The organism is Chryseobacterium nakagawai, from assembly GCF_900637665.1.
Taxonomy (GTDB): domain Bacteria; phylum Bacteroidota; class Bacteroidia; order Flavobacteriales; family Weeksellaceae; genus Chryseobacterium; species Chryseobacterium nakagawai.
Map to the genome: position 1 here is coordinate 3601770 of NZ_LR134386.1, position 23105 is coordinate 3624874.

At 36.2% G+C, this 23105-nt stretch carries 19 protein-coding genes, 1 tRNA gene and 1 pseudogene; 8 read left to right on the forward strand and 13 right to left on the reverse strand.

The annotated features are described in order from the left end of the window. Positions 1–2 precede the first annotated feature (2 nt). Both EL260_RS16270 and EL260_RS16275 read left to right on the forward strand, forming a co-directional pair. Positions 3–770 carry a phosphatase PAP2 family protein gene (locus tag EL260_RS16270; protein ID WP_123856296.1) on the forward strand — a complete coding sequence of 256 codons (768 nt, stop codon included), beginning with the start codon at positions 3–5 and terminating at the stop codon, positions 768–770. A gap of 1 nt (position 771) precedes the next feature. After that, the gene (locus tag EL260_RS16275; RefSeq protein WP_034978533.1) at positions 772–1467 is read left to right on the forward strand and encodes a VIT1/CCC1 transporter family protein; all 696 of its coding nucleotides are present in this window, start codon (positions 772–774) and stop codon (positions 1465–1467) included. Here EL260_RS16275 and EL260_RS16280 read toward each other — a convergent pair whose 3' ends face one another. The 5 genes from EL260_RS16280 to EL260_RS16300 all read right to left on the reverse strand — a co-directional run bounded on the left by EL260_RS16280 (position 1468) and on the right by EL260_RS16300 (position 5545). Further along, entirely contained in the window at positions 1468–1950 is a 483-nt protein-coding gene (locus tag EL260_RS16280) for a DUF6691 family protein (protein WP_123856297.1), read from the reverse strand. An 11-nt stretch (positions 1951–1961) separates the two neighbouring features. Then, entirely contained in the window at positions 1962–2525 is a 564-nt protein-coding gene (locus EL260_RS16285) for a YeeE/YedE family protein (RefSeq protein ID WP_034978529.1), read from the reverse strand. Between the two features lie 23 nt (positions 2526–2548). Next, a complete protein-coding gene (locus tag EL260_RS16290) occupies positions 2549–3961 on the reverse strand; it encodes an MBL fold metallo-hydrolase (RefSeq protein ID WP_034978527.1) in 1413 nt (470 codons plus the stop codon). A gap of 85 nt (positions 3962–4046) precedes the next feature. Then, a complete protein-coding gene (locus EL260_RS16295; RefSeq protein WP_123856298.1) occupies positions 4047–4841 on the reverse strand; it encodes a sulfite exporter TauE/SafE family protein in 795 nt (264 codons plus the stop codon). A 71-nt stretch (positions 4842–4912) separates the two neighbouring features. Then, complete coding sequence (locus EL260_RS16300; RefSeq protein WP_034978522.1) at positions 4913–5545, reverse strand: Crp/Fnr family transcriptional regulator; 633 nt, start codon at positions 5543–5545, stop codon at positions 4913–4915. A gap of 433 nt (positions 5546–5978) precedes the next feature. On the opposite strand from EL260_RS16300, the gene EL260_RS16305 reads away from it, so the two are divergent. Together EL260_RS16305 and EL260_RS26215 are read left to right on the forward strand one after the other, a co-directional pair. Next, positions 5979–6197 (forward strand): hypothetical protein, encoded by a 219-nt coding sequence (locus EL260_RS16305; protein WP_034978520.1) that lies wholly within the window; start codon positions 5979–5981, stop codon positions 6195–6197. Positions 6198–6248: 51 nt separating this feature from the next. Continuing rightward, positions 6249–7196, forward strand: a pseudogene (locus tag EL260_RS26215) (recombinase family protein); the annotation flags it as partial. 580 nt (positions 7197–7776) lie between these two features. Here EL260_RS26215 and EL260_RS16315 read toward each other — a convergent pair. From EL260_RS16315 to EL260_RS16325, 3 genes are all read right to left on the reverse strand, one after another. Then, a tRNA-Arg gene (locus EL260_RS16315) sits at positions 7777–7848 on the reverse strand. A 68-nt stretch (positions 7849–7916) separates the two neighbouring features. Continuing rightward, on the reverse strand, positions 7917–9695 hold the full coding sequence (locus EL260_RS16320) for a TonB-dependent receptor (RefSeq protein ID WP_123856299.1): 1779 nt from the start codon (positions 9693–9695) through the stop codon (positions 7917–7919). Between the two features lie 72 nt (positions 9696–9767). Then, positions 9768–12731, reverse strand: a complete 2964-nt coding sequence (locus EL260_RS16325; RefSeq protein ID WP_123856300.1) for a tetratricopeptide repeat protein — start codon at positions 12729–12731, stop codon at positions 9768–9770. Between the two features lie 257 nt (positions 12732–12988). Between EL260_RS16325 and EL260_RS16330 the strand changes: the two genes are divergently transcribed. From EL260_RS16330 to EL260_RS16340, 3 genes are all read left to right on the forward strand, one after another. Further along, entirely contained in the window at positions 12989–15229 is a 2241-nt protein-coding gene (locus tag EL260_RS16330) for a CocE/NonD family hydrolase (RefSeq protein ID WP_123856301.1), read from the forward strand. A gap of 104 nt (positions 15230–15333) precedes the next feature. Next, the gene (locus EL260_RS16335) at positions 15334–17016 is read left to right on the forward strand and encodes an APC family permease (RefSeq protein WP_123856303.1); all 1683 of its coding nucleotides are present in this window, start codon (positions 15334–15336) and stop codon (positions 17014–17016) included. A gap of 131 nt (positions 17017–17147) precedes the next feature. Then, positions 17148–17483 (forward strand): DUF962 domain-containing protein, encoded by a 336-nt coding sequence (locus EL260_RS16340; protein ID WP_123856305.1) that lies wholly within the window; start codon positions 17148–17150, stop codon positions 17481–17483. 218 nt (positions 17484–17701) lie between these two features. Here the strand turns inward: EL260_RS16340 and EL260_RS16345 are convergent, their stop codons facing one another. Genes EL260_RS16345 through EL260_RS16355 form a run of 3 tightly spaced genes read right to left on the reverse strand, consistent with a single transcriptional unit; the run spans position 17702 to position 19446 of the window. Next, positions 17702–18163, reverse strand: coding sequence for a hypothetical protein (locus EL260_RS16345; protein ID WP_123856307.1), 462 nt, complete (start codon positions 18161–18163; stop codon positions 17702–17704). Positions 18164–18187: 24 nt separating this feature from the next. Beyond that, on the reverse strand, positions 18188–18640 hold the full coding sequence (locus EL260_RS16350; RefSeq protein ID WP_123856308.1) for a lipocalin-like domain-containing protein: 453 nt from the start codon (positions 18638–18640) through the stop codon (positions 18188–18190). After that, positions 18640–19446, reverse strand: a complete 807-nt coding sequence (locus tag EL260_RS16355; RefSeq protein ID WP_123856311.1) for a hypothetical protein — start codon at positions 19444–19446, stop codon at positions 18640–18642. Before EL260_RS16355 ends, EL260_RS16350 begins: the two co-directional genes overlap by 1 nt. A 282-nt stretch (positions 19447–19728) precedes the next feature. Between EL260_RS16355 and EL260_RS26030 the strand changes: the two genes are divergently transcribed. Continuing rightward, a complete protein-coding gene (locus EL260_RS26030; RefSeq protein ID WP_228445491.1) occupies positions 19729–20343 on the forward strand; it encodes a DUF4377 domain-containing protein in 615 nt (204 codons plus the stop codon). A 186-nt stretch (positions 20344–20529) separates the two neighbouring features. Here EL260_RS26030 and EL260_RS16370 read toward each other — a convergent pair whose 3' ends face one another. Next, positions 20530–21468 carry an SPFH domain-containing protein gene (locus EL260_RS16370; RefSeq protein ID WP_123856312.1) on the reverse strand — a complete coding sequence of 313 codons (939 nt, stop codon included), beginning with the start codon at positions 21466–21468 and terminating at the stop codon, positions 20530–20532. 145 nt (positions 21469–21613) lie between these two features. Next, positions 21614–22969, reverse strand: coding sequence for a deoxyguanosinetriphosphate triphosphohydrolase (locus EL260_RS16375; RefSeq protein WP_123860558.1), 1356 nt, complete (start codon positions 22967–22969; stop codon positions 21614–21616). Positions 22970–23105: the final 136 nt, after the last annotated feature.

The window sequence follows — 23105 nt, forward strand, 5'->3', positions numbered from 1 at the left end:
CCATGAAAATAGTAACAATCATTGTTTTAACCTGTTCCAATATTTGTTTTGGACAGGTTAGATCTGATTCAGTCGAACTGAAAAAACAAGAAATAGAGAGTTATGGTGATAAAGTTTATCAACCAAGCTACAAAAAACTCATTGTTCCAACTGTGTTTATTGGCTTCGGAGTGGTCAGTTTAAGTTCTGACGCGCTCAAAAATCTGAACAGTTCCACAAAGTATGAGATCGGAGAACATCAACCCAAGCACATCACATTGGACAACTATACCCAATATTTACCGGCAGCAATGGTGTACGGTTATAATCTTGCAGGCATAAAAGGAAAGCATAATTTAAAGGAACGGACCATTATATACGGAACCTCACAACTGATTTCTGCTGCGATTGTTTTGCCTTTAAAGCATCTGGTAAAAGAGGAACGTCCGGATGGCTCCAATCATCTTTCTTTTCCTTCAGGACATACCACGACCGCTTTTTCTTCGGCACATTTTCTGTTCAGGGAATATCAGGATGAGAACATCTGGCTGGCCATTTCAGGCTACCCCATTGCCATTTTTACGGGAGTATACAGAACCCTCAATAATAAGCACTGGGTAGGCGATGTGGTCGCAGGAGCCGGATTTGGTATTTTAAGTACTGAGCTGGCCTATTGGCTTTTTCCTACCGTAAACAAGCTGTTCAATAAAAAAGAATCCAATACCATAACAATGATCTATCCCGTACTAGAACCTAAAAGTCTTGGAGCAGGATTGGTCTTAAACTTTTGATATGCATCATCTATTAGAAAAACATTATGTCAACAGAATGGGTTGGCTCCGTGCCTCGGTTTTAGGTGCCAATGACGGATTATTGTCCACTACAAGTATCGTGATCGGCGTTGCTGCAGCACAGCCGGACCGTCACACTATCGTACTTGCAGCACTGGCAGGAATGATCGCCGGGGCTATGTCTATGGCTGCCGGAGAATATGTTTCGGTCAGTTCACAGGAGGATACTGAAAAGGCTGATCTGCTTCGTGAAAAGAGAGAACTCGAAGAAATGCCGGAAGTTGAACTGAAGGAATTGGCAAAGATCTATGAAAGACGAGGCGTCAGCAAAGACACTGCCTTACGGGTAGCAACGGAACTTTCAGAGCACGATGCTTTGGCTGCTCACGCACACGATGAGCTGGGAATAAATGAGATCACTCAGGCCAAACCTTTCCAGGCTGCTTTTGCTTCGTTTGGTTCATTTGCCTTGGGCGCTTTATTACCTTTTGCAGTTTCAATGTTAGCACCTATCAAAGAAATGGTGTATTTCCAGTATGGATTTTCTATTGTTTTTCTGATGGTGTTGGGAGCAATCTCTGCAAAGACCGGAGGTTCCAAAATAGGAGTGGCTGTTTTAAGGATATGTTTCTGGGGAACTGTCGCCATGGGAATCACTGCAGTCGTAGGACACTATTTTGGAGTGACGGTCTCATAATCAATGGGGCAGATTATTTCTAAAATATCCATAGACCCAAGTTCCGAGAACAGCACTCACCAACGTAATAATAACCGCAAAAGCTCCTGTTCCAATCTGTGCGAATAAAGGTCCGGGACAAGCTCCTGTAATTGCCCAGCCAAACCCGAAGATCAAACCTCCGTAAATTTGTCCTTTGTTAAAAGTTTTAGGAGCGATGGAGATTTTTACTCCATAAATGGTTTTCATTTTGAATTTTTTGATGATCCAAACGGAAATCATCCCAGTCAAAACTGCGCTTCCAATCACGCCGTACATATGAAATGACTGCAAACGGAACATTTCCTGGATTCTGAACCAGCTGATGATCTCAGCTTTTACAAACACGATCCCGAATAAAACACCAACTATTAAATATTTCAAATCGTGGTACCATTTGTGTTGAAGATGGCTTTCGTTGGTACAAATGGTGTCCTGGTGACGTATATCTGTTTCTTTTTTCATAGTTGATAATATTATAGAGATAAAATAATTGGAAGAATGACATTGGCCATTAAAAAACCGCCGACCATAAAGCAAATCGTTGCTACTAAAGACGGCCATTGCAGATTGGAAAGCCCCATTATCGCGTGTCCGCTGGTGCAGCCTCCTGCATATCGCGTTCCGAAGCCAACCAAAAATCCACCGACAACCATCAGAATGAATCCTTTTAACGTCAATAAACTTTCAAAATTCATCAGTTGTGTCGGGACAAGATTGCTATAATCTGTGATCCCATAGGTTGCCAATTCTGCTTTAAGGTTTGGATTGACTGTAATTTCTCCGGGAATCATCAGCAAATGAGCAGCGATCATTCCTCCGAAGAAAATTCCTAGTACAAAAAACAAATTCCAGGATTCTTTTTTCCAGTCGTATTTGAAAAAACTCACGTTTGCCGGAATACAGGCTGCGCAAATATGTCGCAATGATGAACTGATTCCGAAAGATTTATTGCCTAAAATCAGCAAAGCCGGAACAGTAAGACCAATTAGCGGACCTGCAATATACCACGGCCAGGGTTCTTTTATAATATCTAACATTAATTTACTTATTTAATTCAAAATTACTTCAAAACTTTACTTTGACATACAAAATCGCTTTTGGGAACATCAGTTTGTGCGATGGCTTTAAATCCACCTTCAATTTCGGTAAAATTTCTGTAACCTCTTGCCTGAAGGATACTTGCCGCCATCATACTTCGGTACCCGCCTGCACAGTGAAGATAAAAATGTTCGGTCGGTTCAAGATGGTTAACCCACTCATTGATGTAAGCCAATGGTTTGTTATAGGCTTCATCGACGTGTTCTGCTTCGTACTCACTTTCTTTTCGTACATCAATAATTTTCACCTCTTTATTTTCAATTTCCTTTTCAAAATCTGTAGCAGAAATTCGATGAACTTTGTCAATTTCTTTTCCGCTGTTTTTCCAGGCTGCAAAACCACCTTTCAGAAAACCTATAACATTATCAAAACCTACCCTGCTCAATCTTGTGACCGTTTCCTGCTCTTCATTATCATTGGTAATGAGAAGAATCGGTTGCTTCACATCTACGATCAAAGCGCCGACCCAAGGTGCAAAATCTCCGTCTAATCCAATATTAATTGATTGGGGAACAAAACCTTTTGCAAAATCTTCATTATTCCTTACATCCAGAATCAAAGCTCCTGAATGTTCTGCCATTTCCTCAAATTCTTCAGGAGAGAGAGCGTGGAGACCTTTAGACAAAACCTCATCAAAACTGTCGTAGCCTTTTTTATTCATCGCTACATTCATCCCAAAATAGGCAGGCGGTGGAAGAAGTCCGTCTGTAACAGCTTTTATAAAGCTTTCTTTGTCTTTTTGATTGAGCGCATAATTGGTTTTCTTTTGATTACCCAACGTATCAACGGTTTCTTTCTGCATATTTTTTCCGCAGGCAGAACCCGCTCCGTGCGCAGGATAAACGATGATTTCATCGTCCAAAGGCAGAATTTTTTTGTATAAACTTTCGTAAAGAAGTCCTGCCAATTCTTCCTGGGTCATATTCGCCGCTTTCTGAGCCAGATCCGGGCGACCTACATCGCCAAGAAACAAAGTGTCTCCACTGAAAAGTGCTTTTTCCTCTCCGTTTTCATCAATTAATAAAAAAGAAGAGCTTTCCATTGTGTGTCCCGGAGTATGCAGAACTTTGATTTTGATTTTCCCGATTTCAAAGATCTGCCCGTCCTCAGCAATGATGGCTTCAAACTCGGGCTTTGCAGTTGGTCCGTATATGATTGGTGCATTTGTCTTCTTACTCAGATCAACGTGGCCACTCACAAAATCTGCGTGAAAATGCGTTTCAAAAATGTATTTGAGTTTTACATTGTCTTTTTCCAATCTGTCGATGTATGGCTGGGTTTCTCTTAAAGGATCAATGATCACTGCTTCACCGTTTGAAACAATGTAATAAGCTCCCTGAGCGAGACATCCTGTATAGATCTGTTCTATTTGCATTTTAATATTGTTTTTAAATTTTAATTTGATATAAATTTCCGGGTTTGAATTTTGTTGTACAGCTACTTTTGTTACACAAGAATTTTTAAAGGAAAAGTTCTTTGATGATGATGTAAATCCCCATTACCAAAATGAACCATCCGAAAGCAGGCTTTAGTTTTTTACCGTCAATCTTCTTTGATAATTGGGTACCGATGAGAATTCCTCCAATCGCAATGGCAGAGATGGTTCCCAATAAATTCCATTGAATTTTCATTGCATTGAATGTTGAAAAAAATCCGATCAGAGAATTAAAAGAAATGATCACTAAAGAAGTTCCTATCGCAACTTTCATAGGTATTTTCAGAAGGTTGACCAGTGCCGGAATGATCATGAATCCGCCGCCTGCGCCAACTAAACCGGTGAAAACTCCGACTATTGAACCTTCTCCTGCGGCCAAAAGCGTTTTGTGGTTTTCTGAATGATTGATTTCAGTTGTAATTTCAACTTGTTTTTGAATCATTTTATAAGAGGCAATGATCATTAGGCCTGCAAAAATCAACAGCAGAAATAGATTCTTGGTGACTATGAGGTTTCCAAGACTGAAAATATCATCAGGAATCAATGGCAAAAGGTATTTACGGGTCAGAAAAATAGAAACGATGGAGGGAAGACCAAAGACAAAAGCCGTTTTAAAATTGACCAATCCTTTTTTGAAATAAGAAGCCGAGCCAACCATACTGCTTACACCGACAATGAAAAGCGAATATTCTGTTGCCAGAAAAGCATCTACACCAAAGAGATAAACAAGGACAGGTAAGGTAAGAATACTTCCACCACCACCTATTAACCCTAAAGAAACTCCTATAAAAACCGATGCGATATAACCGTAAATTTCCATTCTTTAACTTTATAAGGCAAAAATGGAAATATCTCTGAAGCTGCACCGCTACTTTTGTTACAAAAGGGAATTTAAATAGAATCTGAAAGGATAATTTTGTTTCTTCCTAACATCAATTTTCCGGAATCCTCCAGCTGTTTCAGAAGTCTTGACACCACTACTCTAGCCGTTCCTAGCTCATTGGCAAGCTGTTCGTGGGTAATGATAATGGTTTTAGATCGGGAAATTTCATATTTTTTATGGAGCAGATTGAGTAGTCTTTCATCTACTTTTTTGAAGGCGATCGCATTGATAATATCGAGCAATTCTTCAAAACGTTTGTGATAAAGCCTGAAAATATAATCCAGCCATTCAGGATATTCTTTGATGAATAGTGTGACCTTATCTATTGGTAAAAAAAGGATTTCGGAATCCTCTTCCACTTCGGCTTTTACAATGCTTTTCTCATTGTGCATACCTCCCAAAAACGACATAATGCAGCTTTCACCAGCTTTGATATAATAGAGTAAAATCTCTCTGCCGTCTTCTTCCGTCCTGATGACTTTTAACAATCCTTTCATCACAATCGGAATCGAACGTATAGAAGCATTTTCATCCAGAATGATATCGCCTTCGTGATAGGTTTTCAGTATACCATTCTGGTAAAGTTTATCCTTTAAATCAGGAGAAGAACTGAATTCAGAGGAAAAAAGAAGACTGTCCATTATTAAAAATTTATAACAAATTTAAAGATATTTGAGGAAATTGAACTGACCATTGATCATTCAAATTTTTTAATTGAATGATGTTGATGACCTATATCTCCCACTTCAGAGATGGAAGATTTTATAGATGACGATGAAAGAAAAGTTTTAAACATAAAGTTTAGTTCTTCCTCAAATGTACTCTTAATAAAATGGCTTATGTTACATAAAAAAATGATTTAGTTTTAAAAAAATGTACATAGTTAACTATTATTTTTCACTAAAATAACCGACAGAATTTTTGCTTTTATGAACATTGGTGCAGCAATTGATTCAAAATAAAAAGACATTAAAAGACAAATAATACGAACATACGTCGAACTTACTTCCCTCATAATTGCCAATCATAATTTAATTTAAATCAACGACAAGAAATTAAATATGATGAGTGCTTATGAAAAAGATTTCTTCACAAAAAAGCGATCGGAAAAATGAATCGCAGGATAGAATTATAGACTTTTCGCAGAATACTTTAAAAAAAGTTTCTTTCGAAAGATCTAAAAAGATTCTCACGGAATCTGGGTTAAATCCAACAGATGACGAAGTCAGGAGTATAATGGATTTTGCACATCAGTTGGCAGATCTTATAATTAAAAACTATATTTTAAAATAAATTTTACTACATTAGCCTGATAGCCACAATGTTAACATCAAACCTACCACTATGCTAATAGCAGATTTATATATTAGAGTTTCTACAGATGAACAAGCTGACAAAGGTTATTCACAGAGGGATCAGCATGAAAGATTAGAAAGATATTGTAATCAAAACCAGATCACGATCGGTCAGGTGATCTTTGAAGACCACTCTGCAAAAAACTTTAATAGACCGGAGTGGACAAAATATATCAATCATATTAAAAAAAGAAGTCTAAAATCCAATTTAGTTCTATTTACAAAGTGGGATCGCTTTAGCAGAAACGCTGGTGACGCTTATCAGATGATTAAATTGCTGCTAGGTAACAACATTTCCCCTCAAGCAATTGAGCAGCCTCTTGATATGTCTATTCCTGAAAATAAGATGATGCTGGCAATCTATTTGGCAGCTCCGGAAGTTGAAAATGATCGCAGAGCCTTGAATACTTTTTATGGAATGAGAAGAGCTCAGAAAGAAGGCAGGCTCATGGGAACAGCATCGTATGGTTATGTTAATAAGTGCACCGAAGATGGTAGAAAATATGTTGGTCTTAAAGAGCCGGAAGCTTCAAATATGCTCTGGGCATTTAATGAGATTGCTAAAGGCAAATACGCCATCAATCAAATAAGGCTGAAGATGAATGCTATGGAGGGTGCAAACATTAGCAGTACATCATTCTACCGGGCAATCAAAAATCCTATGTACTGTGGTAAAATATTTATTAAAGCTTATAAAGACGAAGAAGCCTGTCTTGTTGAGGCTACCCATGAAAGTTTGATTTCGGAATCACTGTTTAATAAAGTACAGAAAGTAATAAGTGGAAAAACTTGGGAAGAAAGACCACAAGGAAAAATAATTGCTCATAATCATTTTCCATTAAGAGGTTTTTTAAAATGTCCAAAATGCGGAGGTCATATTAGCGGTAGCGGATCGAAAGGTAAAAAGAATGTCTACTATTATTATCACTGCAAATCCAGATGTGGATACAGATATGGCTCTGAAATGGTTAATGACGCATTTATAAAAGAGTTAAAAAAATATGAGTGTCATATTGGATTTAGTCAACTTATTAAGGAAATACTTTTAATCAATTTTAAAAATATTCATCAAGGTCTTGACGTGAAGAGAAAAGAAATCTCTTCAAAAATTATCAACTTAAACAATCGTCTAAATAGTGCCAGAGAAAAATATTTAGAAGACAAATTGGATTTTGAAGATTATCAATTGATAAAAAATGAAAGTAAAAAGAAAATTGATGCATTAGAAATGGAACTACAGAATCAAAAGCTGACTGGTAAAAATACCGATATTAGAACAAAACTTGATCAAGTGCTAAAAGTATTACCGAATCTCTCGCAACTCTATACTACAGGGGATTCTGAGACTAAAAAAACGGTAATGTGTTCGATTTTTGCCGAAAAACTCGAATTTTACGAAACAACTTTTCGAACACCCCAGATCAATTCTGCTCTATCTTCTATCTTGCTTATTAACAATCAATTACAAAGGAAAAAAAAAGGAAAAATCACTCCTAAAAGTGATTTTTCCCGCCAAGTGACCGCAGAAGGATTCGAACCCTCACTGTCGGAGCCGAAATCCGAAGTTCTATCCATTAAACTATGCAGCCGTATTCTTTAGGAATAAATGATAAGTAATGTATAATTTCAAAATTACTTATCATTCATTGCTTTGGATTTAGAAAGTAATCTTCACACCACCCAGAATTTGTGGACCTAAGACTTTATAAGCCTTGTAGGTCTGATATTTTGAGCTTAGAAGGTTATTTCCGAGTGCGAAAATACTGAAATTTTTGTGAATTTTATACTCTGCTGAAAGATTTAAATCCGCATAACCACCAACTTTATCATTCGTATTTTCTAATGAACGGTAAATCATTCCATTAGGAGACTGAGCATCTGCAATTCCTTCAATTGAAAAAGAGTTCGTTGTTCTGTCGCTCGCAAAAATTCCTTTGAAACCTAGTAATAATTTCTTGTCCAGCATTGTATATTTAGCACCAATACTCGCGTTCACTAATGGAACGTTGTAGATATTATCGTAATTCTTCAAGTTATATTTTGTAAACCTTACTTCCCCGTCAATCATTAAGTTTTCTAATGGGAAATACTGTACGCTCCCTTTAATATCGCTTATATTTCCATCATCGTAGGTCGCAGAGAATGTGTTTGCAAAATCATAAGCAGAACGGTTCAGCGTGTAATTATTGTCAAAAAGACTGTTTGCTCTGAAGAACATGATGTCTTTCATTTTTCCGAAACCGGCAGAAACGTCATATTTTAACGTTTCATCAATATCTCCTCTTAGTCCTACATAAAAGTGATATTTCGTTTCTGTAGGCTTTAAGTACTGATCAGAAAGCACGTAAGGGTTCTCCTGAAGAAGATCTCCGTATGTATTAAGCTTAAGACCACCATCTACTCCTCCGTAGAATTTAAATTCTTTAGCAGCAGCCACCTGGAATTCTGCTTGTGGGAACCAATAGGTTTTATTATTCTTCACCTGGTCCATCAATCTGTTTGAATTCTTAGCATTCAGGAAAGAAAATCCTGATCCTAACATCAAATAAGACTCTCCTTTTCTAAAGGTAACTTTTGGAGTTAAATTGGTGTTGAAGAAATTAGACGAGTTTTTGTCAACGATAGCAAAATCTGTTTTTACAGCTTCTAAACCTACACCTAAATCAGCATTCAGATTGATTCCTGATTTTCCTAATTCAACAGCATGTTTAGAGAAGTTAGCCAAAATAGAAACCTGATTTTCCTGAGCATCAAAATGATCTTTCAGGAATGATGACTTTACTCTTACATCATTTAAAATTTCATTGGAATAGAAATCATAGTATCCATTCACTTTGAACTGATTCACTTTTTGCTTCAGATCAACATCTGCTGACGGTGCCAAAGCATAAATTCCGTAATAGTTATAATTATTCAAGCCATACTCTGCATTAATATTGAATTTCCCTTTATCTCCATAAGAGTTCAAGAAAGCTCCAATCGTAGCTGAAGTCTGCTTGGATTTCCAATCGTAATCATTTTTAAGACCACTGGTAGAAAGTAAATGCACATCTGCTCCTACTTCAAACTTATTTTCAAGGGTTTTGGAAACATTCCCATCCAACAGAATCTTCCCATAATTTCCCATTCCGAACTGGACATAGTTATTCTGAGCTGTTCCGTCAAATTTCGGAGCCACATCTTCTCCCTGGATTGTTGAAGTTTTGAAGTCAGAAACCGCAGGAACATCTGTAATGGTATATCTTACAGGAGTCTGGGATTTCTCTTCCGGCGGATAGTTTTTAATGGTTTCTACGGAAGTCTTCTTTTTCTCGATCTTCTTCACTTCCGGTTCTCTCTTTTTATTAAGAACCAGCTTTTCCTCCTTGATCTGGGAAAACGCAAACTGCGAAACCCCTAAAAATATGATGGATAATAATTGAATTTTTCTGTTCATTACTACTTCTTGTATTTATGTATCCATGTAAAATGCATTAATGACTGTTTACATGAACAGGATACTGCATTTTTACTTTTTAATCTGCTTTTTAACTTCTTTCGCTTCTGCTACGATGTCCGGGAAGCTTTTATAATTAGAAATAATCTGGTCACATGTATAACTTGCCTGGTAGTTATCCTTTAAGCCAATATAGTTTTTAGCCATCATTACCAATGCTTTTGCCCCCCAATATTCTTCTGATGCATAATTATTGGCAAGCTTAAAGATGGTTTCATTAGAAGATTTGAAGGCTTTTCCTTTATTCTGATAATAAGCTTTTGCATACAGTGCTTCCGCTGCTACCGAAGTATTGGACGATTTTTCAAGAGAAACATAAGCTGCCTGAGCATCTTTATCTTTTCCTGAATTCATCAAACTTCTAGCCTTAATTACTTTTGCCGTTTCTATAACAGCTGCAGAGTTTTTAGAATTAGCAATAACAGCATTGGCCAGTTTTTCTGCTTCAGAGAAGTTCTTTTCATCCGCGTACAGCTTCATCAACTCAACATTCGCATAGTTTTTAATGCTGATGTTCGAGGAATTTTTAATACCCTCCAGATATTTCTTAGCTTCAGCCGTATTGCCCTGTGCAATGAAAATCTGGGCTAAACGAGTTTGAGCATCATCCTGATAATCATTCTGAACTCCGGCCACCTCTTGTAAAACAAGTAAAGCTTTTGTAGAATTATTGGTTTGATAATAGCTTTCTCCTAATTCATATTTAGCCTGATAAAGACCTTCTCCTGTTGGATTCTGCGTCAGATATTTCTCATAGTAAGAAATAGCATTTTTATAATCTTTCTTAGCGAAATATTGTTTTCCTGTAGATAAGTTGATCTCATCAATTTCAGAAGCATCAACATTTACCCCTATATTTCTGGCAAAGTTTTCATACCCTGAAACATCGCCATTTTTCGTGAATATAGGTTTTGCTGCCTGAGCAATCTTTTGAGCATATGCAGTATTTTTATACTGTTCTCCCAACGATTTCAGTTCAGAAAGTGCTTTATCATTTTGGTTCTGATCGATATAATTTTGTGCTCTGTAAATAGATGCATTGGCGATCAGATCTTTGTCTGAAGATGTTTTAATAACCTTTCCAAAGTAATCATTGGAGTTCGCAAAATCATCCTGCGCTGCATAAGCCGTTCCTATTTCATATTGAGCATCATCATAATACTCGGAATCCGGATATTTTGATAATAAGTTTTTCAGATTACTGATCTTCGCTTGGGTATCCCCTTTAAATCCTAAAGCCATGGCTTTCTGATATACAGTATAATCTGTAGCGTCTGCATTTTTATCGTAGATGGCAATCGCTTCATTCAGGTCATTATTCGCATAATGAATATCTGCTAAACGAAGTTCTGCATCATTTTTAAATTCAGGTTTAGGATTCGCCAGATACTGTTTAAAGTAAGTGGCAGCCTGATCGAATTTTTTTGCTTTAAAATAAGCATATCCCAGATCATAGGGCAGCTGTTGCTTTTCCGGGAAGTTTTCATTTAGAAGCTTTTCGTAACGAACAATGGCAGACGGATAATTTCCTTTCTGATAATATACCTGTGCCAGCCAATATAAAGCCCTGCTGTTAAATTCTTTATTGATATTAAAGCCTAAGCTTCTTAAGAAATACTTTTCTGCTTCATCATAATTCCCTTTATTGAATTCCTCTGTTCCTAATAAATAAGAAACCTCCTGATCTACTTTGTTGATCTCAGGGGAAGAACTCTGTAGTCGGTCAATTGCATTCAACGTTTCCTTATAATTCCCGGAATACAAGTATGATTTCACCAATAGTGATCTCATTTCCGAGGCATTGGAAGCGTTTTGGTTTTCGTTGATATAACTTTGAAGAACGGTAGACGGATTTTCAAACGGGTTTCCGATATCATATCCTAATTTAGCATACTGTTCGTGAGCTAACTTTTTCACCTTTGCATCATAATCCATCTGGTAAGAAGAACGGAATGCTGAAAGAGCTTCCTGCTTTTTATCAACGGCTAAATAAGCATTCCCCAATTGATAATAGGCATTTTGCGCCAATGCTGAATTACTGTTCACAAGCTGGTTATAATAAGAAACTGCTTCGTCATATTTTTTCAGCTGAGCCGCAACAAATCCCATTTCATAAAGGTCATTTTCCGATGGGTTCTGCTGTACATTCAGATAATTTTTCAAATGTGGATAGGCAGCATTATAATCATTCTTCATGAAATAACTCTCGCCAATGATCTTATGCACTTCTGCTTTGTATGACTCTGAAATATTTTCATTCAATAAAGCATTCCCTTCAGAAATAGCTTTATCATAGTTCTTATCATTATAATACATCTGTACATAATACGGACGTACCAGCTTCGAGAACTTATCCTGATCTTTTATAGAATCAAAATACTGGAAAGCTTTATCATTTTGCCTATTGCTGTAGTACAGGTGTCCAAGCATATAAGCGATCTCCCCTTTCTGAGACTGATCTGCAGTTTTATAAGCTTCCTCTAAAGCATCAGTAGCTCCTTTAGAATCTCCCATCATAAACTTGGCATACCCTAATTTCAGAATATACTGGGTATTCTCTTCTTTTGAAAGCTGGTATTGGTTAACCTTTTTCAAAGTTTCCAATGCTTTGTCAAAATCTTTTTTAGCCAGATAATAATCCGCTAAAGGAAGATTAGCCTGGGCAAAATAAGCAGAATTAGGATATTCTTTCATGAAAGCAGTCAATCCTTCTTCAGCATGATTTTTCTGAAGAATCACACCAATCACATTATCAAAAAACTGCGCCGCCTCCTTTTTCGAACGGGACAAATTCTGATTGTAGAAATATTGTCTTGCATATTCGTATTGGGAGGCGTTGTATATTTTGGTTTGATAAAGATTCTCAGCTAGATTGAATCTGTAATTTTCTTTCTGGGTAAAATATTGGGACTGTTGAGCATCGGAGATTCCGAAATAAATGACCGCAGCCGCTAAAAGTATTTTTTTTGATTTCATTCTTCTTGATATAAGAAAATTAGTCTAAATAAGTTAACGAAAATATTAAAAACTTATTGTTTAAGCAAGTTTTAGCAGATTTAATAATGTAAAGCAGTGAATTCATAACAGCAAAAAACATTTCACTATCACATGATAAAAATTCTTACTTTAGTCTGGTAAAAATGTAAACAATTTTAGTAAACAGTTAACAAAATACATTTTGATCTGATACTTTTTCAACAGCAGCTAAAAACATACCATAAATACACTGTAACATGAAATTTAAGATACTTTTAGCATTAATTTTTGTCAACCTAATGCAGGCTCAAAAATTTTATTTCCCCAAAGCAGCAGTCACAGATTCTCTTATTTTGGAAAAACAGATGCCAGAATTAGCGACTAAGGTGATTTCTAACTTTCAGACTGTGAAGTACAAACCTAAAAACGACGTAGATTTTTCAGATGCTCTTTTCCGCCTGCAGATGGTGGCTAAAGACTACAAAAAATCCATTATAACCCTGGCTGAACATCGTAAACAGTTTGCTGACCATAACATGGCCGGATATAAATCTATGGGATACGAAATTTACAGTATGGCAAAATTAACGGAAGCGGAAACGAAAGCTTCATTTCCTAAAGCACTTCAGACAGCGTTCAATAAAAAATACGAAAGCCTGGATGAACATTTGCTTCCCAGGGTTGGACTTGCTGTGAATGGTGATGTCAATAATTTCAGAAAACTATTGAAAAAAGCACTGGATAAACAAAAAGGAAAAGACAGTATAGATTATGCTTCTGCGTTGGCATTATGTAAAGCTTATTTAAATTATAAGACTTATTCCAGCATCCACCCTCAGGTGATGCAGCTATTAATGGTAAAGGACAAGGAAAAATTTATTACAGAAACAAAAGATCTTAAAACCCGAAATGGTAACACACTGACCATTACCATTATCAGAAAAAAAGAGAACAAGTCTCCTCTTCCGGTTATTCTTACCAGTAACATTTACGCTGGTGAAATTGATCATTTTTTTGGAAAAAGAGCTGCGGTTTACAACTATGTAGGAGCTGTGGTCAATACAAGAGGCAAAAGAAACAGTAATGACGAAAACAACCCTTTTGAGCATGAATCACAGGATCTTTATGAAGTCATTGACTGGGTAAGCAAACAACCATGGAGCAATGGTAAAGTAGGAATGATCGGAGGAAGTTATGTAGGATTCAGCCAATGGGCCGCTGTGAAAAAACTGCATCCTGCTTTAAAAACTATTGTTCCACAAGTTTCTGTAGGAATTGGAATTGATTACCCTGCCCAAAATAATGTGTTTATGAATTACATGCTGCAATGGATCCAATACGTCACCAACAATAAATATACTGATGAGGCAGATTTCAGTAATGCTGCAAAATGGGATTCTATCAATACGGCATGGTATAAAAGTGGTAAATCATTCAGAGCGCTGGATACTATAAGTGGTAAGCCCAGTACAGTATTCCAAAGATGGCTGGATCACCCGGGTTATGATCAATACTGGCAAAAAATGGTTCCTTATAAAGAGGAATTTGCGAACATCAACATTCCTATTCTCACAACTACCGGATATTATGATGATGACCAGATTGGTGCATTGTATTATTACAAAGAGCATATGAAATATAACAGAAATGCAGATCATTATCTGGTGATGGGCCCTTATAATCATGGTGGAGCACAAAGCTTTGGATTCACTTATGTTGAAGGAAGCCCTATAGATCCGGCAGCCAGAATCAGTATTGATGATCTTGCTTTTTCATGGTTTGATTATATTCTTAAGAATGGAAAAAAACCGAACCTTTTAAAAGATAAAGTTAATTTCCAGGTCATGAATACCAATACATGGAAACATTTTCCAAGTTTGGATAAAATACATACTTCCAGTCTTAAGTTTTATCTTCAGGATAGTAAAAACAATCCTTCGGTTTTTAATAAACCCAATCAACAAAGCTTTACTCTACTCAAGGTTGATTTCAAAAACAGAAATGATAAAGACACTTATTATGCTGTAAGCAAAAAAGACAGTATTAAAACCACCAATTCCATTTATTTTGAAAGTGAAGTACTGGATAAGGATCTTATCATCAGTGGAGATATGTCAGGGATTTTTAATATTTCTGTCAATAAAAAAGACCTTGATACCAATACTTATCTCTATCAGATCAAGCCTGATGGACAACTTTTCTGGTTATCTTCCCATATTGCAAGAGCCAGCTATGCTAAAGATCATGAAGTACGGCAGCTTCTTACCCCAAACACCATTGAACAGATTCCTATGAAAAATGCTTATGTTATGAGTAAAAAGATCGAGAAGGGAAGTAAATTGCTTTTGGTGATAGGGATTAACAAAACGCCTAACTGGCAACTCAACTACGGAACGGGGAAAGATGTAAGTGATGAAACGATAAAAGATTCGGGAGAACCGATGGAAATAAAATGGTATAATGACAGCTATGTGGAAATACCTGTTTATAAAGACTAAATGTTTCTGATTATGCTATTTTATCCAAATGTTGTTAATGACTGTTAACATCAAAATAAAAAATCATTACATTTGCTTTTTTTCAAATCAAATATAGTTATTGAATGAGTCAACTTTTTAGAAGAAAAATCTATTCAGATACAGATACTTCAACAGGACTTTTAAGAGTCTTAGGCGTTTGGGACATTGTATTTTTTGGTATTGCGGCGATTATAGGAGCTGGAAGTTTCAGCAGTTTGGGAGAAGCCGTTTTCAGAGGTGGCCCCGGTGTCATCCTTCTATATTTGATTTGTGGCTTTGCCTGCGGTTTTACCGCTTTATGCTATGCTGAGTTTGCCAGCAGAATTCCTACCGCAGGGTCTGCATACACCTATGCTTATGCCAGTTTCGGGGAATTAATTGCCTGGATTATCGGCTGGGCATTAATTATGGAATATTCTTTCGGAAATATTTATGTTGCCTTTTCATGGTCTGATTATTTCACCAGCTTTTTAGGGCGTCTCGGAATGCATATTCCCGATTATCTTACGTGTAGTTATACGGAAGCCAGCAAAGCTATCCGCAATGGTTCAGAAAATAAAGAATTAATCAATGCATGGAATACGGCTCCATTGATCGGAAGTCTTAAGTTCATCGTGGATATTCCAGCTTTGGTCATCAACGGATTAATTACATGGCTTTGTTATATAGGCGTAAAAGAAAGTAAAAACTTCAATAACTCTTTGGTCATCTTAAAACTAGGCGTTATTATACTGGTAATCTTGGTAGGTTTTGCTTATATTAATACGGATAACTGGACACCAATAAGTCCTACAACAGGAACTCCATCTTTTATGCCTAATGGATTTACAGGGGTGATGAGTGCTGTCTCAGGGGTTTTCTTTGCCTATATTGGTTTTGATGCCTTAAGTGTTCTTTCTGAAGAGACCAAAGATCCTCAAAAGACTTTACCAAAAGGGATGATTATCTCACTTGTATTATGTACTGTGATCTATATTGCTCTTACATTGGTATTAACGGGGATGGTAGATTACAGAAAATTTGATGGTGTGGGAGACCCGCTTTCCTTCATTTTTGAAAAAACAAATGCCAATGTAGCATGGATGGAACTGGTGGTTTCTTTTGTTGCCATTGTTGCCATTACTACGGTATTATTGGTTTTCCAAATGGGGCAGCCAAGAATCTGGTATGCGATGAGTCGTGACGGACTAATGCCTCAGAAATTCCTTAAAATCCATCCAAAATATAAAACTCCGTCTTTTGCAACCATTGTTACGGGAATTGTAGTAGGAATTCCTATCTTATTTACAGATAAAACCTTTATCCTTGACTTTACAAGTATCGGAACAATCTTCGCATTTGTTTTGGTTTGTGCCGGAGTCTTGACACTTCCTGCCAAAGAAAAAATAAAAGGCAGATTCCATCTTCCTTATATCAATGGTAAGATTATTTTTCCTGTTGTTTTCATTGGAGGACTGATCGTTTTCTATTACTGGCAGCCTGAGTTTTTCCAAACACTGATGAATTGGAGTGACCCTAAAGAGGGAGAGTTCAGAGCTTCTATCTTCTTCTTTATCCTAATCAATCTCATCTTATGTGGGGTTGCTTTTATCAAGAACCTTTCTCTTATTCCATTAGTAGGATTAAGTTCTTGTTTATATCTTCTTACCGGAATGAGCCATGAGAACTGGTTCTGGTTTGGGATGTGGTTCCTAATCGGAATGTTTATTTACTTCTTCTACGGGTATAAAAACAGTAAGCTTGGAAAAGAACTAAAGAACAACTAAAAACAATAGATAAAATATTAAAAAAGGCAAAGTAGCAGATAAGCTATTTTGCCTTTTTTCTTTTTCATCTTTATTTAAAATCGGCAGAATTATTGCTACACATTCAACAGAAACAATAAACTAATGCCGCTATGTCTGAAAGAATCAAAACCTATAGAGAATTTTATCAGTTTTATCTCACGGAACACAGTAAAACAGGAACCCGAATATTCCATTTTATCGGTACATTACTTGTATTTTTTGTAATAGGATATGTCATCAGTTCAGGAAAGGAAAGGTTTTTATGGTACATTCCTATTTTTGGATATGGGTTTGCCTGGTTTAGCCATGCTGTGATTGAAAAGAATAAGCCTGCCACCTTCAAGTATCCGTTATGGTCACTGATCTCGGATTTCAGACTTTTCTTTGAATTACTAATTGGAAAACAAAAGTTTACAGGTACTAATAATCAAGTACAGAATCCGTAACAACACACCATTCTATTTTGCTCTCAGCAACATGTTTTTTAAACTATATAGGAGGAATTAAAATGGTAGGAATATTAACATTACAACTTCCCTTTAAAGATGGAATGTCATTCTGGATGTAACGGAGTGAAATGAAGAATTTCACCTTCGTTGGAATGACAATAGACCATATAAATTGTAGGACCTCTTAAATCAAAACGCCTGAACTCAGATTAAATTTAGTCAGATGAAGTTGAATTTTTCGGTGGAGTCATTTTCCCTATCCAATAACCTAAAGATGGCAGGATAAAAGATAATATGAGAGGCAATACAAGGGAAAAACCTGTTCTTTCCAGCTTTACAATCAAAGGGAATAGATAGCCATTATAGAGTATTAAAGCCAAGGTAAAAATAAAGCTGTCACCCCCACTTGTGGAAAGAAGATTAAAATTATTTCCAAACTGGTCAAACAACCCGGATATTACAAAGAATACAATATTTACAAAAAACATCCACAGGACAGATCTATACGTCATTTTTTGCTTTGCGTTAAAGTATCCGGCAAGAATTAAAAAAAGCGACATAATTGCAGAAATCGAATAATCTACAATGGTAATAACTTCTTCACTACTCCCCTTTCCAAAGAAATACATAGCATACAACAATAAATTGATGAGATAGATGACTGTAACAAAATTCATAGGATTACCATTATATATTTATTCTTAATACTGTTTTTCCAGAATATCATAATGAATTGTATTCAATACTTTTTCTAAGGCTGCATCTTTATCTTTAACCGGTTCCGGAATATAATTTGAAAAAGTAATTGTCTTATCTTTATTGAAGATTACTACCACCTCTTCAAGAATGTTTTTATCATCTACATAAAACTGAATTCTATTGTCTATGACCTTCCAGAAAGAAAGCCTTGGCTCTGATGGTGTGCAATCCCCTACTTTTCCTTCTATATAATTATACACGGCAAAACCATCCTCTCTTATTGCATAGTTACGCATCAGCCGGCAGTTATCAAAGTCTTTAACAACCTTCTTTTTTCCTTCATAAAACCCTGATTCTTTTAGTTTCCAAAATCCTATAACATCTTCTTTTTTTAGGGTCTGCGCGCTCACCCAAGAAGTGAAGCTCAAAGCAGAACAAAATAACAGCTTCTTCATTATTTTTTCTTTTTCTTTTTAATATTAGGACTTTTAGGAGCCTTATCCATCTCTTCACCCACCTCAATAAGTCCCATTGACATCATAGAGGCAGGATCACCATGCTTCTCCCCTTCTTTCCAGGTTTCAAAAGCCTTTTCGCGTAGTCCCAGCAGATGATAATAAGCTCCCAGAACATTATATCCTTCCGGTTCTCCAAGGTCTATTATTTTTTTGGAAAGTTCTATCAATTCCGGGTGAGGATTCAGCTTTTTATCTTTAATTTTTTCAAGATCACCAAAAAACCCCGGGGTATATTCCATCATTTTTAATCCAAAGGCATTCAGGCAAGCTTTTGCCAATCCTTGATTACAAAAGTCGTCACTAATTCTGGTATAATCATTAGTATTTGAAAACAGAGCATCCAATCCTGACATATTCTTAGTCTTATCATAATATCCTGCCAATAAAATCGCTCTTTTCTGAGCTTCTGCTGGATTTACTCTGTTATTAACTTCTGTACTATCTTTTTTACGGATCCAGACTCCGTTTTTAACCCAGTCTGAAACTCCAATTAGCTTATCTTTTTTAATCTTAAAGATAAATATGTCTTTATCCGGAATCACTATCAAACTATCATTTCTAGTAAAGTAATAGCTGCTTTTAAAGCCATCCACTATTTTACCATTTCCATCAAAATTGAAACTTTTATAGAAAGTCTCGTTTCCCTGTTCTTCAAAATATCCCTGCAACGCATTATCTACTTTTTGAGCAAATGCATTACCAGCTATACAAACAACAGAAATTAACACGAACAATTTTTTCATCAATTAAAATCCTTTTCTTTTTAGCAAAATATAAACTCTATATTTTGCTAATTTTCGTTATAAAATGGAATTCTATTCAGAGCCTTTGATTCTGTCTATAATTTCCTGGTCTCCAATATTTCTCATTTTCATTCTGCTCTATTTAAGATATGAATTTCCATGATTTCGTTTATTGGAGCTCTCAAATTAAATGATTAAAAAATAAAAAAACAATCCCGGAAATCCGCTAATTCAAAAAAATTCCGGCATGGTAATTGCGAGGTATGGGCTAAAATCAAGTTTATGAAAAATATAGCAACAATTCTAAAGGGCGTAGCACCCGCATTCGCATTATTCGCAATGACGCAATGTACAACAACAGCTGGAGTATCCGCTGGAGATGAAAAAACTTTCATCGTAGGACCACAAACAGCAGACTGTACAGGAGTAGCTCCTATGAAATGTTTGCAAGTAAAAGAAAAGGCTTCAGAAGACTGGACTAATTTTTACACAAACATCGAAGGATTTACTTATGAACCAGGGTATGAATATGTTTTAAAGGTAAAAACAGAAAAAATTGCTAACCCACCGGCTGACGCTTCTTCAATAAGATATACATTGGTAAAACAAGTCTCTAAAACGAAAAAAGATGCTCCAGCAGCGGGTGAAAAAACACTTATCGTAGGAGCGCAAACCGTAGATTGTTCTGCAGGAGCAGGCCGTATGAAGTGTTTACAGGTAAAAGAAAATGCTTCTGAAAACTGGGGTAATTTCTACAGCAATATTGAAGGGTTCACTTACGAACCGGGATACGAATATGTTTTAAAAGTAAAAACAGAAAAAATCGCTAACCCACCGGCAGACGCCTCTTCAATAAAATATACATTGGTAGAACAGGTTTCTAAAACAAAGAAATAAAATAAAAAGGCTTCAGAAAATTCTGAAGCCTTTTATTTTATAATCACCGAGCCTGAAGACGGATGTTTCTGGATGCTTGAAGTTATATCAGGAAGTAAGCCTCCAGTAGTATTATAAACTAATTAAAAAATATTTATTTACTTCTTTGGCTGTCATAACTTTCTAGCTTCCATCATGCTTATCATATTAATATCCTGATTGTTTTTGTGGCGGTTCAGGGTATTTTCCTTTGCTTGCTTCTCCCACTGTATTAGCTGTTGTCATTGCTACCACAAGGTCATTCAGCATACTGCTGGCTGCCGTTGGCGAGTTGGGAAGAAGAACAAGATTACTTCTGTTACTTGCTCCTACGGAATGGAGGGTATCATAATGCTGAGTCACCACAATAAGTGCAGATGCTTCGTGTGAATTGATTTCTACATTGTTCAGCATTCTTACAGATTCTTCAAGTCCTTTAGCTATTTCCCTTCTTTGGTCGGCAATCCCCTGCCCTTGCAATTTTTTAGATTCTGCTTCTGCTTTTGCAACAGCCACGATTCGGATTCTCTGAGCTTCGGATTCATATTCTGCAGCTGTCTTTTCTCTTTCAGCCGCATTAATACGGTTCATCGCATGTTTCACTTGTTCATCCGGATCAATATCCGTCACCAATGCCTTAATAATGTCATAGCCATAGCTGTTCATCGCTTCCTGAAGTTCACTTTTTACAGCTATTGCAACATCGTCTTTTCTCACAAAAACATCATCCAGTTTCAGTTTAGGAACTTCGGCACGCACTACATCAAATACAAAGGAAGTAATTTGGTTTTCCGGATTTTCCAAACGGTAATAAGCGTCTCCTACCTGATTTCTGATAACCTGATACTGAACCGAAACTTTCATCTTGATGAATACATTATCCAGTGTTTTGGTATCAATCATTACATCCAGCTGCTGGATTCTAAGGTTTAATCTTTTAGCGATCTGATCTATAATAGGAAGCTTAAGATGAAGCCCTGAATGTTTCACTCCCTGGAATTTTCCAAAACGTTCAATGATTGCGGCCGTTTCCTGCTTAACCACAAAAAACGATGCAAATAAAATAATAAGCCCGAAAATAATAACGGGAGCCAGAAAAATACCCATAGTTTAGTTTTTATATTGATTCTTATAAAGATAGAAATAATATTTAAACCAGGGAGAATTATAGGAAGGAAGTCAGAAGCTGGAAGCAAGAAGTTATTGAAGTGTGGGGTTGTAACTTCCAGCTACCAGCCTTAATTTAATAGAATTATACCGTCATTCCAATATCAATCCCTTTAATTTTTCTATAAAGATCTGTGGCATAGTTATCTGTCATTCCGGAAACGAAATCAATGATCCCCAATACTTTCTGGTAATCTGTTCCTTTTTCATACACAAATTGTCTTGGAAGGAGTTTTAATGCTTTTTGATCGTAGGACTTTCTCTCATCTTCCGATTTCAGGATGGAAGGAATGAAATGATCCAACAATTCATACATTACATTATATCCGGCATTCTCAATCTCTACAACCGCTTTATGATTATAAATCTTTTCTACAGAAAAGCTGGCAATATCCTGTAATGCTTTATTTTCTTTTTTATAGATATCTAGTAAACCGTTACCTAGATTTCCTTCAAGGATCGTTTCAAAGTTATATTTGTACATCTCAATCGACTTATTAATTAAGGCATTGATTACTTTCGCCCTTAAATAAGAGATCTGTTCGTTTTCGTTAGAGATAGAACTTAACTTTCTTTCAATTCTTTGAACATCATCTGTTTCAGATTTTACGAGTTCAAAAAATAAATTTTTACAATCTGCCGTTGAAACAATTCCCAATCGATGCGCATCTTCCATATCGATAATATTGTAACAAATATCATCGGCAGCTTCTACCAGCCATACAAAAGGATGTCTTTTGAAGATATGAGGCTCTTCACATTCAGAAATAAGCTGGGTGCCTTTTGCAATTTCAAGAAATATATCTTTTTCATTCTGGAAAAACCCGAATTTTTTACGATGGATAATTCCCTTTTTTTTAGCTACAGCTTCACACGGGTATTTTGCAATACTAGCCAGAGTAGAAAATGTAAGCTGAATTCCTCCTGCATCTTTTCCCTGTTGCTGCTGAGCCAAAACTCGAATAGCATTGGCATTTCCTTCGAAATTAACCAGATCTGCCCATTCTTTTTCATTAAACTTAGACTTCAGGTCTTTTTCGTTTCTTTCAAAATAGCTTGCAATAGCATCTTCTCCTGAATGTCCGAAAGCAGGATTTCCCACGTCATGACAAAGACATGCCGCAGCAATTACATTTCCTAAGTTATAGAGATAAAAATTCTTTGAATCTTCAGTAAGTTCATTTTTATAGTCCTCAGCAATGAATTCACCAATAATACTTCCTAAACTTCTTCCCACAGATGATACTTCCAGGGAATGTGTCAACCTGTTGTGTACAAAAACACTTCCGGGAAGAGGGAAAACCTGGGTTTTATTTTGCAGTCTTCTGAATGCAGAAGAGAAGATAATCCTATCGAAATCCCTTTGAAAATCAGTTCTTGAAGCTTTAGTATGTGGATTGTTTCCTGTACGTTGATTGGTGAAAATCTGGTTTAAATTCATCATTTTTCAAAATTACTCCAAATTTTAATTGTATGGAATAATATTGAGATATTTATTAAGTACACATTATCATTCAAAAAATCTATTGCCATCAGAGTTTTTTCCGTTAGTTAATACAGATAAAAAGATCCTACAT